Genomic DNA, 12,325 nt, shown 5'->3' on the forward strand with positions numbered 1-12,325 from the left:
TCCCGTCCTCATCCGCCGGACAGGTCGATCTCGGCGTCCATGGAAAGGCCGACGCGCAACGGATGTTCAGCCAGTTCCCGGGGGTCCAGCGCAATGCGCACGGGCAGGCGCTGCACCACCTTGATCCAGTTGCCGGTGGCGTTCTGCGCCGGAATCAGCGCCATGGATGAACCGGTGCCGCCGGAAAAGCCGACGACCCTGCCATGATAGACGACGCCCCCGCCGTAAAGGTCGGAGGTGACGGTGGCCGGCATGCCGACCTTCACGCGGCCAAGCTGCCGCTCCTTGAAATTCGCGTCGACATAGACCTGGGCAAGCGGGACGATGCTCATGATGGGCGCGCCCTGCGCGACGCGTTGGCCGACCTGCACCGACCGCCGCGTCACCACGCCGTCGACCGGCGCGCGGATGACCGCGCGATCAAGGTCGAGCCGCGCGCTGTCGAGCTTCGCCCTGGCGGCCAGCACCGCAGGATCGGTGTCGATGGTCGATCCGCGCACCAGCGCGTCATTGGCGGCAAGCTGGCCGCTGGCCGCGCCACGCATCGCCTCGGCCGTCGCGACCCCGGCGCGCGCCTGTTCCAGCGCGGCCAGCGCGGCGGCATGGGCCTTGCGCGCGCTGGTCAGTTCCTCGCCCGATACGGCGCCGTTGGGAGCCAGAGCCTCGCGCCGCCGGAGGTCGACGCGGGCCTTGTCGAGATCGGCCTGCGCCGTCGCCAGTTGCGCGCGCGCCTGATTGATGTCGGCGCCGCGGGCGTCGACCTGCGCGGCCAGCGCCGTGCTGGTCGCCACGGACTGGCGGAATTTGCGCTTCGCCTCGGCCAGATCGGCCTCGGCCTGCGCCACCGCGATGCGCGCATTGGTCGGGTCCAGCTTCACCAATATGGCGCCGCGCTTCACCGCCTGGGTATCGGTCACCAGCACCTGCGTCACCTGCGCGGAGATCAGCGGCGTCACCTGCGCGACCTCCGCATTCACATAGGCATTGTCGGTGCCGACATGATTGCGCCCGACCAGCAGATACCAGAGCGCGCTGGCCGCCCCGATGAGCAGCACCGCCAGGCCCAGCCGGACAAGCCATTTCCTGCGCGTTTCCTGACGCTCGGCAGCCGCGGCGCCCTTGCTCGCTTCAGTGGTGAATTCGGGCGTCGCGTCAGCCATGGGGCATGTCCTTGGAAATCTGGAGCGGCATTCGGGCATCGCTGGCGGTGAATCCGCCGCCCAGCGCGCGAATGAGGGCGATATCGAGCGTGAAGGCGCTGGCCTCCAGCTCCGCGACGGACTGACGGGCGGCCAGAAGCTGGTCCTCCACGTTCAGCACGTCAAGATAGGTGTTGAGCCCGCCTTCATAACGCTGGCGGGCAATGCCATAGGCTTCCTCCGACGCGGTCAGTGCCGCGCGGGCGTCGACCAACCGCCGGGCCAGCGCGCGGCGGCCGGTGACGGCGTCGGCCACCTGCTGATAGGCGTCGAGCACGGTCCTGTCATAGCTGGCCACCGCCTCGTCATAGACGGCGCGGGCACCACGATATTGCCCGCTGATCGCGCCGCCGTGGAAGATCGGCAGGCTGATCGCCGGACCTGCATTGCCGAACAGCGAATCCTTCGTGAACAGACTGTCGAAAAAGGGGCTGGGCCCGCCCGAAAAGGCGCCGTTGTTCAGCACGGTTTGATATCCCAGCGACTGCACGCCGATCAACGCGCTCAGGCGGATGGCGGGGAAGAAATCGGCGCGGGCCACCTTGATCCGCTTCGCCGCCGCCTCCGTCCGGGCAAGCGCCGCGGCGATATCCGGTCGGCGGGCGACCAGATTGGTGGTCACATCCGCCGGCAGACCCAGCGGCCCCGACGCGCCCAGCTTCGGCTGCCCGATCGCCAGACCCCGATCCGGCCCGGCGCCGATCAGCGCGGCGATCTGATGCTGGCGGACGGCAATGGCCTGATCAGCCGCGGCCAGCTGCGCCCGGGCCGATGCCACGGTGGCGTCGGCCTGCCGCTCGCTGCCGCGGGTTTCCAGGCCATTTTCACGCCGCTGCGTCACCAGCTTCTGGCTCGCCGTGCGGATTTCCAGCGCCCGCGCCTGGATGGCGCGTTCCTCATGAAGCCGGGCCAGATCGGCATAGGCATCCGCCACCCCGGTCGCAAGCGCCAGCCGCGCGGCCCGCGCATCGATCGCCGCCGCGCGCGCTTCCGATGTCGCCGCGGCCAATGCGGCCCGATTCTTGCCCCACAAATCCAGGTCGAAGCCGAAATTGAGCGTCACCTGACCGGTCCCCAGCCAGCCCTTGGGCACGAACTCCTTGGGCATGCCCATATTATAGCTGGATTTGGTCACGCCCCCCTTTGCGTCGAGATCGGCCGAAGGCAGCAACGGCGCCCCGGCCTGTTGCGCGACCGCGTTCGCCTGACGGAAACGGGCGACCGCGGCGGCGACATCCGGCGATGCTTTCAACCCTTCCTCGATCAGGGCATCCAGCTGAGGATCGCCATAGGCCGTCCACCAGCCTTCGGACGGCCAGACGGCGACAGTGTCAGCCTTCAGGCTACGCTCCGCTGCAATGCCGTCGGGCGCGCGCACGACCGGCCGGGGCCCTAGATCGGGCACCGCCGCGCAAGCCGACAACAGAGCCATGCCCGCAATAAGCGACACGGCGCGACCGGAGCGCGCAGAGAGGCGCGAGCGACGACTTACGGACATATCAAATCGTACCATATAGTATGAAATTGGCATTTGCGCCCGTTGCAAATCCTTGTCAACAAAAATAGCGTACTATATGGTACGATTTCATGACAGAGCCCGTCCCCCTTCTCAGCCGCCGAGAGGCGCGCCGCCGCGACAGGCGCAAGGCCATATTGGAAGTCGCATCGCGTTCTTTTCTGGAAAATGGCTATGCCGCGACGACCATGTCGGGAATCGCCGCGACGCTCGGCGGATCGAAGGGAACGCTGTGGCGCTATTTCCCCTCGAAGGAAGCCCTGTTCGCCGCCTGTCTGGACGACGCGACCACCGCCTATCGCGAGGGTCTGGCCGAAATCCTCGATCCTCGCGGCGACCTGGCGCAGACTCTGCGCAGGCTGGGGCTGAAGCTGCTGGAGAAGGTCACCGCGCCCGACAGCGTTGCGCTGTATCGGCTGGTCATATCCGAAGCGGGTCGCTTTCCGGAGATGGGCGCGATCTTCTACGAACATGTCCCCCGCAACACCCGCCTGTTGATCACCCGGTTCCTGGAACGCGCAATGGAGAGCGGCCTCCTGCGCCGGGGCGATCCCGACACGGCGGCGCGCACCTATATGATGCTGATGCTGTCGGGCTGTCATCAATTGCTGCTGCTGGGGCAGATCACGCGGGCAACGCCCCATCAGATCGAAGCCGACGTCACTTTCGGACTGGATTGCTTCCTGCGCGCTTATGCGCCGGATGCTCCCGGTTAACCATTTCTTTGCGCGCGCGCGCCTATGCTGCGCGCGGCAAAGGTAGAACGTCATGCAATTCTGGAAGCGCGATTCGATTGGCCGGCCCGACAGGGAAAAAGCCCCCGAAAGCCTGCGGGCGACACGGCGGCTGCGCCTGTTGATGGTCGATGAAGATGCCACGTCGCGCGCGGTCGTCGCGCGGCGGCTGTCGCATCTGGGCTATGATGTGGCGCTGGCCGAAAATGGTTTCACCGCCCTCAGCATGCTGGTCGCGCGGCCGGTGGACATCATCCTGATCGACATGGGGCTAACGCTGCTGCCGGGCATTGTGACGATGCGGAAGATTCGCGCGGCGGGACTTGCCGGCAACGCCTGCTTCGTGATGATCGGCGGGCGGAACGACCGGACCTGCGCGGTAGAGGCCCTGGAGGCGGGCGCCGACGACCATGTGGTGAAGCCCTATGATTTCGATTTGCTCGATGCGCGGCTGCGTCACCTGTGCGCCCGCGCCGAACAGATGGGGACGCTCACCAGACATAATGCCGAACTGGACGCGAGAATCGCGCGCCGGGCGCTTGAACTGGGGGAAACGCGCGACGCGCTCGCCGAAATGCAGGCGGACCGGGCGCGGCTCGTCTCCTCGATCCAGGCGCTGCATGATGAGATCGCGCGGCTCAATGCGGCTCGGCATTAGGGCTTCCTGTTTCAGCCACCCTATTTCAACCACTGCGTGGCGGCGAACCAGCCGCTGATCCCGGTCGCCATAGCCATGCAGACCCCGACCACGCCCCAGAAGGCCCAGGGTTCATGGGCATAGGGAATGCCGTCGACATTCATGCCGAGCAAGCCGGTCAGAAAGGTCAGCGGCAGAAAGACCAGCGCAACGACGGAAATGATCAGCGCCTGCCGATTCATCTGCTCGGCGCGCAGGTCGGTCAATTCTTCATGGGCCAGCGCCGAGCGTTCGCGCACTGCCTCCAGTTCCTCCGCCATGCGCGCGCAGCGGTCGGCCGCTTCCTGAAGATGCAGCCGGTCGTCGGGTTCCAGCCAGGGCGCATCGGCTGCCGAAAGCCGTTCGAGCGCCTGCCGCTGCGGCGCGATGAAGCGGCGATAGCTGATCGCGGTCGCGCGGATTTCCGATACACGCCGCCGCGCCTCGGCCGGGCCATACTGCGTCAGCGCGCTTTCGATCTCGTCCAGGCCATCGCCCAGTTCGGCCACTTCGGGGTCGAGCGCCTCGGTGATCTGCTGCGCGAAGGCGGCGATCAGATCGCCAGGATCGCGTATCCCGCCAGCCAGCATCTGCGCCGTCACCGGTTCCATCGCCGCGAGTGGACGATAGCTGACCGAAATCACCCGGGCTTCCTCGGCCCAGAGGCGGATCGACACGAGCGGGTCGCCGACATCATCATCGGCTGCCCCCAAACCGCGCAGGTTCACCAGCGCGCCATGCGCCATCAGGGTGCAGCGCGGCCGCGTTTCCTGCGCCAGCAAAGCCGACAGGGCGGCTTCGGGCATATGGTCGCAACGCGCCGCCACGGTTCGGGCATCCTCCCGCCAGCCGTCCGAATGAACCCAGCTGAACGGCGCATCGTCCGCCCGCCCGCAAAAGTCGTCGAGCGAAATTTCCCGCGCCTGAACGCCGTTGAAGACGAAGACCCGGCTTATGGCGCCATCTCCAGCCAGAGCGACAGCCCCTCGCCCGGTTCTTCAGGCGGCGCGGTCGCCTCTATGCGCACGGCGTCGGCCCGTGCCCGGTCAAGGATCGCGGCGGGCACGTCGGGCGCGTGATAGACGCGATCCGCCTCGCCCAGCAGGCGCGCGGCGCGCAGCGTCAGATCATCGGGATCGCCCGAGGACAGCCGGATCGCTTCCAGCCGGTCGCCCCCCGCATCGGCGCCCTCGGCCAGCCAGTTCGGCACCGCATCGACCGCCTTGGCCGACAGGGGATCGATCAAGCCACCCACGGCCAGCCCGGCATCGATCGCCCGTCGCCGCGCCGCCGCATCGGGCCACCGCTTGCGGATCGCCGGCCGTGCATCGAACAATGCCGTCGCAAGCCCGCCCAGCCGCGCGGGCAACAAAGCCTCGACCCGTTGCCGCAATGCCTTGGCCAGCCCGGCCGAAGCCCCCCCCGTGCCGATCGCGATCAGCACCGGCTCGCGGTCGACAATGGCGGGCAGGGTGAAGTCGCAAAGGTCCGGCCTGTCCGTCGCGTTCACCAATATGCCGCGCGCCCTCAGCCGGGCCACGGTCGCCTCATCGCCGTCCGATACGATGGCGAGCGCGGCCTCTTCCGCCTCGCCCACGACCTGTGCGCCTGCCCGCTCCAGCAGGCGGCGCTTGGCCTCCGCCGCCTCGCCTTGGCCGGTCAGGATGACCGCCCGCCCCTGCAATCGAAGAAAGACGGGCAGGCTCTGCATCAGCTATCCAACCAATCCGGGATGCTGTCGCCCTCGATCAACGCCTCGATCGGCGGACGGGCGCGGACCACGGCCCATTTGTCGCCGGATACCAGCACTTCAGGAGTCAAGGCGCGGCTGTTATAGGTGCTCGCCATCGTCGCGCCATAGGCGCCCGCGGTCATGAAGGCGACCAGATCGCCCGCCGCGACCACATCCATGTCGCGATGCATGGCGAAGGTATCGCCCGTCTCGCAGACCGGACCGACGACATTGGCGGCGGCGCGCTCACCCTTGGGATGGACGGCGCGGATATCGTGCCAGGCATCATAGAGGCTGGGGCGCAGCAGGTCGTTCATCGCCGCGTCGACGATCACGAACGGCGCCTGCGCACCCTGCTTGACCCGCACCACCTGCGACAGCAGCACGCCCGCATTGCCGACGATCAGGCGCCCCGGCTCGAACATCAGGCGGACATTCCAGCCCTGCGTGACCCGCGTGACCATCGCGCCATAGTCGGCGGGGCTGGGCGGATGCGGTTGCGAGGGATCATAGGGCACGCCCAGGCCGCCGCCCAGATCGGCGGTGCGGATGTCATGGCCCGCCTCGCGCAGCTTCCCGATCAGCGCGCCGACCTTGATGAAGGCGGCCTCCAGCGGGTTGAGGTCAGTGAGCTGGCTGCCGATATGCACCGCCACGCCCTGCACGTCCAGGCCGGGCAGGTCGCGGGCGGCGGCATAGCTGGCCAGCGCCCGGTCATAGGGGATGCCAAACTTGTTTTCCGACTTTCCGGTGGAGATCTTGGCATGGGTGCCCGCATCGACATCGGGGTTGATGCGATAGGCGACCGGCGCCCTCTTCCCCATCGACAGGGCGACTTGCGACAGCATCTCCGCTTCAGGTTCGCTCTCCAGATTGAACTGGTAGATGCCCTTTTCCAGCGCGATGCGCATTTCGTCCGCGGTCTTGCCCACGCCCGAAAAGACGATGCGGCCCGCCGGAATGCCCGCCGCGATGGCGCGCAGCAATTCGCCCGCCGACACCACGTCCGCGCCAAGACCTTGCCTTCCCAACGTCGCCAGCACGGCTGCATTGGGATTGGCCTTGACCGCAAAGGCGATCAGCGGATCGGCAAGCTGCGACAGCCCTTCGCGGAACACGCCGACATGGCGCGTCAGGGTCGCGGTCGAATAGATATAGACGGGCGTGCCGACCTGCGCGGCGATCTCCGCCATCGGCACCTGCTCCACCAGCATCGCGCCGTCGACATAGGTAAAATGGTCCAAGGCTGTATATCCTAGAGAAATCTTATTGGGGGTCGCTCTCGGGCGGCAGGTCGAACGGATCGTCGCCGCGTACCTTCGACTGGGTCAGCAGTTCGACGTTCCGTTCCGGCCGCGCCTGAATCGAGGGCGTGGTGAGTTGCGCCGCCGTGGGTGCCGTCGCCGCGCCCACCGGCACGGCGGGCAGGCTCTGGCCCTGCACCGGTTTCAAGGGCTGACGGCCGCCGCAGGACGCCAAAGCCAGCGCCAGCGCGGCCAGTGCTGCCCCCTTGGCAATCCATGTGACCATCATTTCTTCCGCCCTTTCGCGTCTTTCCGGGCCTGCGCAATCCGCAGCCGCACCTGATCGGGCGCGGTGCCGCCATGGCTCCCGCGGCTGGCGACCGAGGCGTCGACCGTCAGCACCGCATAGATACGCTCATCGATCCGCGCATCAATGGCCTTCAATGTTTCGATCGGCAGATCGGCCAACTGCACGCCCGCCCCTTCCGCCGCCGCCACCGCGCGGCCGGTGATGTGATGCGCCTCGCGGAAGGGCACATTACCCTCCCGCACCAGCCAGTCCGCCAGATCGGTCGCGGTGGCGAAACCGCTTTCCGCCAGCCCGCGCATCCGGTCGGTGCGGAAGGTCACGGTTTCGATCATCCCGGTCATCGCCGCGATGGACAGGCCCAGCAGGTCATGCGCCTCAAACACCGGCGGCTTGTCGTCCTGCATGTCCTTCGAATAAGCGAGCGGCAGGCCCTTCATCGTCACGCACAGCGCATTCATGCAACCCATGATCCGCCCGGCATGGCCGCGCACCAGCTCGGCGGCGTCGGGGTTGCGTTTCTGCGGCATGATCGAGCTGCCGGTCGAATAGGCGTCGGGCAGCTTGACGAAGCCGAAGGGCTGGCTCGCCCAGATGATGAACTCCTCCGCCAGACGCGACAGATGCAGGCTGCACTGGGTCGCGGCCATCAGATAATCGAGCGCGAAGTCGCGGTCCGACACGCTGTCGAGGCTGTTGTCGGTCGGCCTGGCGAAGCCGAGCGCCGCCGCAGTGGCATGACGATCGATCGGGAAGCCCGTCCCGGCCAGCGCCGCCGCGCCCAGCGGACATTCGTTGAGCCGCTCCCGCGCATCGGCAAAGCGGCTGCGATCACGGCGGACCATCTCATGATAGGCCATGAGGTGATGGCCGAGCGTCACCGGCTGCGCCGACTGGAGATGGGTGAAGCCCGGCATCACCGCATCGGCATGTTCCTCCGCGCGGGTCAGCAGCATGGCGGCCAGACCCTGCAACCCCGCCTCGACCTCATCCATGGCGTCGCGCACCCAGAGGCGGAAATCGGTCGCCACCTGATCATTGCGCGAACGGGCCGTGTGCAGCCGCCCCGCCGCCGGACCGATCAGCTCGGCCAGCCGCGACTCCGTGACCATGTGGATGTCTTCCAGGTCCATATTCACCGGAACGCCGTTCGCTTCATATTCGGCGGCGATCTGGTCCAGCCCGGCGGAAATCGCCTGCGCGTCGGCCTGCGCGACAATGCCCTGCTTCGCCAGCATCGCGACATGCGCCTTCGATCCGGCGATATCCTGTTTCCACAGGCGCTTGTCGAACGGGATCGACGCATTTATCTCCCGCATGACCGAAGCCGGACCGGCCGCGAAGCGTCCGCCCCACATGCTGTTGGAGCTATCCCCGTTGCGAACTTCCCCATTCCGAACGTCGTTGCCCTGCGTAATGACACTGCTCCTGCTGGCTGGCCTTGGCGCGTGCGATAAGCAATCCCCGCCCGCCGGGCAAGGCCCGAACGCCACCAGCGGCGAGGCGACGGGCCCTGCCGAAAGCAGGAAGGGCGCGTTCAGCTACACGCTCGACAGGTCCAGGACCGGCACCCCTGCCCCCGACTTCACCTTCCAGAACCCGGATGGCAGCGACGCCAGCCTGAAAGACTTTGCGGGCAAGCCGATGCTGGTCAATCTCTGGGCCACATGGTGCGCGCCCTGCGTCGCGGAAATGCCCACGCTCGATGCCGTGGCGGCGCAATATGGGAAAAAGGGCCTCGCCGTGCTCACCATCTCGCAGGACAGTCAGGGCGAGACGGTCATCAAACCCTTTTTCGAAAAACATCCCCTGCCGCATCTGAAGGGCTGGATCGACCCGGAGAACCAGTTCGGCTTCCACTATAATACGGGGATGCTGCCCACGACCGTCATCTATGACGCGCAGGGCAGGGAAATGGCGCGTGTGGTCGGCGCGATGGACTGGGCCAGCAAGGAAGGCCGCGCGCTGATCGACGCGGCCATGGCGAGCTGACAGCGCCCGGTCATCAGAACCCGCCAGAACGAAGTTCAGCCAAAAACCCGCCATGCGCGCAACTTGCAAAGTACGCACGCAATGGGGCGCTTTTCTCAATTGCCATGCCGTATCGCACAACAGCATATTGTCATCATTTTCCAAATTATTCCGGATATCATCGCACCGGTTTTCTTAAAAATTTGTGCGCCGCAATAGAGGATATCCTCCACCCGACCGTTGTTCCCCCTGTCAGTCATAATCGCAAAAAAGGGGGCATTTATGAAAAGACTATCGGCTCTTCGCCTTTCACTTGCGCTCGCTTCATCCTGGTCGGCCTGCGCGATGGCTCAGGAAGCGCAGGTCCCACAGTCCGATGACGGCACCGCGATCATCGTCACCGGCACCCGCGCCGTCGGCATGCAGGCGGCCGAGAGCGCCGCGCCGGTCCAGGTCCTCTCCGACGAGGCGCTCAGCCATGTCGGCCAGCCCAATCTCAATCAGGCGCTGACCCAGATCGTCCCCAGCTTCACCGCCCAGACGCAGGGCACCGACATGTCGAACTTCTCGCTGTCGGCCCGCCTGCGCGGCCTCAGCCCGAACCACACTCTGGTCATGGTCAATGGCAAGCGCCGCCATGGATCGGCCATTCTTCAGGTGATCGCAGGCCCCTTCGGCGGTTCGGCCGCGCCCAGCATCGACCTGATCCCGCCGGACGCCGTATCGCGCATCGAAATCCTTCAGGAAGGGGCCGCGGCCCAGTACGGCACCGACGCGATCGCGGGCGTCATGAACATCATATTGAAGGACAGCAGCGAAGGCGGCAGCTTCAAGGTCACCGGCGGCCAATATTATGACAGCGAAGGCGAAATGCTGTCGGTCAGCGGCAATGTCGGCTTCAAGCTGGGCGAGGACGGCTATTTCAACCTGACCGGCTTCCACCGGCGTCAGGACTACACCACCACCGGCACTGGCCAGGTCGCCATTTCCGACATCAACGGCAATCCCTGGTACACGACGGCAGGCAACAAGACCGGCTACACCAGCCCCACGGGCAGCGGCTATTACGACCCCGCCTGGGCCGGCCTCGATCTCAACGGCATCAATGGCGGCCAGGCGAAGTCGACGCTCAACATCCTGTTCTATAATATGGGCTATGATTTCGGCGGGGTCGAACTCTACAGCTTCGGCGATGTCTCGCACCGCCTGGGCTATGCCTATCAGGGCTATCGCGTGCCGAGCCGCATCTGCGCCACCGCGTCCAACCCGGCGACCTGCTTCGGCGACACCGGCACCTATGGCATGGTGCCGCAGCAGAAGGTGGAACAGAAGGAATATAGCTTCACCATCGGCGCCAAGGGCGAGGCGTCAGGGTGGAATTACGACCTCAGCACCACCTATGGGTCGGACAAGAATAATATCTGGACGATCGATTCCGCCAACCGCTCGCTCTGGATCAACAGCTACAACGCCTCGCTCACCAATGCGAGCATCGTGCCGAACACGCCGACCGACTTTTATGACGGCTTCTTCAAGAACACCCAACTCACCGTCCAGGCCGACATCCGCAAGGAATTCGACCTTGGCATGGCGCAACCGCTGACCTTTGCCTTTGGCGGCGAATATCGGCGGGAAACCTATGGCATCGGCCAGGGCGACTATTATTCCACCTATCTGGAGGGCGGCCAGTCCTTCCCCGGCTATCGCGCCAGCGACGTCGTCAATGCCAAACGCCAGGTGAAGGCGGGCTATATCGACTTCATCCTGACCCCGCTCGAGGGCTGGAGCGTCGACCTGGCGGGCCGGTACGAGGATTATAGCGACTTCGGCGACACGACCATCGGCAAGATCACGACGCGCTACGACTTCTCCGACGCGTTCGCGATCCGCGGCACCGCCAGCACCGGCTTCCGCGCGCCGACCATGGCGGAAAGCTTCTATTCCTCCACCAATGTCGGCCCGACCAGCGCCATCCTTCAGTTGCCGCCGGGTTCGGCAGCCGCCACGCTGCTGGGTTTCCCGGCGCTGAAGCCTGAAAAGTCGACCAACTTCTCCGGCGGCATCGTGCTGCGGCCGATCCCGAAACTGGCGGTGACGATCGACGGCTATTATATCAAGATCAAGGACCGCATCGCGCTCACCGCCCCGCTTTACGCTCTGATCAGCGGAACGTTGCAGCCGGGCGGTCAGGCGGTGCTGGACGCCATCGCGGCGCGCGGCGTGCCGATCGACAATGTGCCCACCGTGGGCGCGGCCAGCTTCACCAACGGCATCGACACGCGGACCTGGGGCATCGACTTCGCCGCCCGCTATCCGGTGGCGCTGGACTTCGGCAAGCTCGACCTGTCGCTGACCGCCAATTACAACAAGACGACCATTACGAAGAACAAGATTCCCACGCTCTTCAACGCGACCTCGGAAAGCTATATCGAGGACGCTTCGCCCAAATATAAGGTGGTTGCGGGCATCCTCTTCACCAGCGGCCGGTTCACCGCCAATTTGCGCGAAACCTTCTACGGCAAGAGCAGCGTGTTGGTGACATCGGCGATCAGCGGCGTCGCTCCGCGCGACGGCGTGGTGAAGGCGACGGGCATCACCGATCTGGAACTGGGCTATGACTTCACCGACAGCGTGACCTTCTCGGTGGGTTCGAACAATCTGTTCAACAAGCGCCCGGAAAAGCCCAAGCTGCTGACGGGCGTGACCGTGGCGCCGGGCCAGTCGCCCTATGAAAACGGCGCGACCAGCTGGAACAGCTATTATGGCCATGGCGCCTATGGCACATCCGGCGGCTATTATTACGCGCGACTGGACTTCAAGTTCTGAAATGCTGTCATAAAGGGAGGGCTGGTCCGGATCGGACCGGCCCTTTTCCTGTTTTGGCCAACCCAAGACATTCCCCTCCCGCAGGCGGGAGGGGTTAGGGGTGGGCGCGAGCGAAGCGAG

At 65.7% G+C, this 12,325-nt stretch carries 11 protein-coding genes; 4 read left to right on the forward strand and 7 right to left on the reverse strand.

The features are described from left to right. Positions 1 to 8 precede the first annotated feature (8 nt). On the reverse strand, positions 9 to 1,160 hold the full coding sequence (locus tag RUH75_RS06670) for an EmrA/EmrK family multidrug efflux transporter periplasmic adaptor subunit (RefSeq protein WP_313803412.1): 1,152 nt from the start codon (positions 1,158 to 1,160) through the stop codon (positions 9 to 11). Continuing rightward, entirely contained in the window at positions 1,153 to 2,697 is a 1,545-nt protein-coding gene (locus tag RUH75_RS06675) for an efflux transporter outer membrane subunit (RefSeq protein WP_313803414.1), read from the reverse strand. The genes RUH75_RS06670 and RUH75_RS06675 overlap by 8 nt, the downstream gene beginning before the upstream one ends. Positions 2,698 to 2,786: 89 nt before the next feature. On the opposite strand from RUH75_RS06675, the gene RUH75_RS06680 reads away from it, so the two are divergent. Together RUH75_RS06680 and RUH75_RS06685 are read left to right on the forward strand one after the other, a co-directional pair. Continuing rightward, on the forward strand, positions 2,787 to 3,431 hold the full coding sequence (locus tag RUH75_RS06680; protein ID WP_313803416.1) for a TetR/AcrR family transcriptional regulator: 645 nt from the start codon (positions 2,787 to 2,789) through the stop codon (positions 3,429 to 3,431). A 52-nt stretch (positions 3,432 to 3,483) separates the two neighbouring features. Then, entirely contained in the window at positions 3,484 to 4,107 is a 624-nt protein-coding gene (locus tag RUH75_RS06685) for a response regulator transcription factor (RefSeq protein WP_313803418.1), read from the forward strand. Positions 4,108 to 4,127: 20 nt separating this feature from the next. On the opposite strand, the gene RUH75_RS06690 is transcribed toward RUH75_RS06685, so the two are convergent. Genes RUH75_RS06690 through argH form a run of 5 tightly spaced genes read right to left on the reverse strand, consistent with a single transcriptional unit; the run spans position 4,128 to position 8,766 of the window. Beyond that, positions 4,128 to 5,081, reverse strand: a complete 954-nt coding sequence (locus RUH75_RS06690) for a zinc transporter ZntB (protein ID WP_409592330.1) — start codon at positions 5,079 to 5,081, stop codon at positions 4,128 to 4,130. Continuing rightward, on the reverse strand, positions 5,078 to 5,836 hold the full coding sequence (locus RUH75_RS06695) for an NAD(P)-dependent oxidoreductase (RefSeq protein ID WP_313803420.1): 759 nt from the start codon (positions 5,834 to 5,836) through the stop codon (positions 5,078 to 5,080). The genes RUH75_RS06690 and RUH75_RS06695 overlap by 4 nt, the downstream gene beginning before the upstream one ends. After that, on the reverse strand, positions 5,836 to 7,101 hold the full coding sequence (gene lysA, locus RUH75_RS06700; protein ID WP_313803421.1) for a diaminopimelate decarboxylase: 1,266 nt from the start codon (positions 7,099 to 7,101) through the stop codon (positions 5,836 to 5,838). Before lysA ends, RUH75_RS06695 begins: the two co-directional genes overlap by 1 nt. A 22-nt stretch (positions 7,102 to 7,123) precedes the next feature. Further along, entirely contained in the window at positions 7,124 to 7,387 is a 264-nt protein-coding gene (locus RUH75_RS06705) for a hypothetical protein (RefSeq protein WP_313803434.1), read from the reverse strand. Further along, a complete protein-coding gene (gene argH, locus RUH75_RS06710; protein ID WP_313803423.1) occupies positions 7,387 to 8,766 on the reverse strand; it encodes an argininosuccinate lyase in 1,380 nt (459 codons plus the stop codon). Before argH ends, RUH75_RS06705 begins: the two co-directional genes overlap by 1 nt. 58 nt (positions 8,767 to 8,824) lie before the next feature. Between argH and RUH75_RS06715 the strand changes: the two genes are divergently transcribed. Together RUH75_RS06715 and RUH75_RS06720 are read left to right on the forward strand one after the other, a co-directional pair. Continuing rightward, positions 8,825 to 9,400: a TlpA disulfide reductase family protein gene (locus RUH75_RS06715; protein WP_313803425.1), complete on the forward strand. Its 576-nt coding sequence runs from the start codon at positions 8,825 to 8,827 to the stop codon at positions 9,398 to 9,400. Positions 9,401 to 9,661: 261 nt separating this feature from the next. Further along, positions 9,662 to 12,205: a TonB-dependent receptor gene (locus RUH75_RS06720; RefSeq protein WP_313803427.1), complete on the forward strand. Its 2,544-nt coding sequence runs from the start codon at positions 9,662 to 9,664 to the stop codon at positions 12,203 to 12,205. The last annotated feature ends 120 nt before the right edge of the window (positions 12,206 to 12,325 follow it).

The organism is Sphingobium sp. (genome assembly GCF_032153725.1).
Lineage (GTDB): Bacteria > Pseudomonadota > Alphaproteobacteria > Sphingomonadales > Sphingomonadaceae > Sphingobium.

Coding starts and splice junctions, on each gene's coding strand:
- RUH75_RS06670 (WP_313803412.1), bottom strand. CDS start 1,160: ATGGCTGACGCGACGCCCGAATTCACCACTGAAGCGAGCAAGGGCGCC.
- RUH75_RS06675 (WP_313803414.1), bottom strand. CDS start 2,697: ATGTCCGTAAGTCGTCGCTCGCGCCTCTCTGCGCGCTCCGGTCGCGCC.
- RUH75_RS06680 (WP_313803416.1), top strand. CDS start 2,787: ATGACAGAGCCCGTCCCCCTTCTCAGCCGCCGAGAGGCGCGCCGCCGC.
- RUH75_RS06685 (WP_313803418.1), top strand. CDS start 3,484: ATGCAATTCTGGAAGCGCGATTCGATTGGCCGGCCCGACAGGGAAAAA.
- RUH75_RS06695 (WP_313803420.1), bottom strand. CDS start 5,836: ATGCAGAGCCTGCCCGTCTTTCTTCGATTGCAGGGGCGGGCGGTCATC.
- RUH75_RS06705 (WP_313803434.1), bottom strand. CDS start 7,387: ATGGTCACATGGATTGCCAAGGGGGCAGCACTGGCCGCGCTGGCGCTG.
- argH (WP_313803423.1), bottom strand. CDS start 8,766: ATGTGGGGCGGACGCTTCGCGGCCGGTCCGGCTTCGGTCATGCGGGAG.
- RUH75_RS06715 (WP_313803425.1), top strand. CDS start 8,825: ATGACACTGCTCCTGCTGGCTGGCCTTGGCGCGTGCGATAAGCAATCC.
- RUH75_RS06720 (WP_313803427.1), top strand. CDS start 9,662: ATGAAAAGACTATCGGCTCTTCGCCTTTCACTTGCGCTCGCTTCATCC.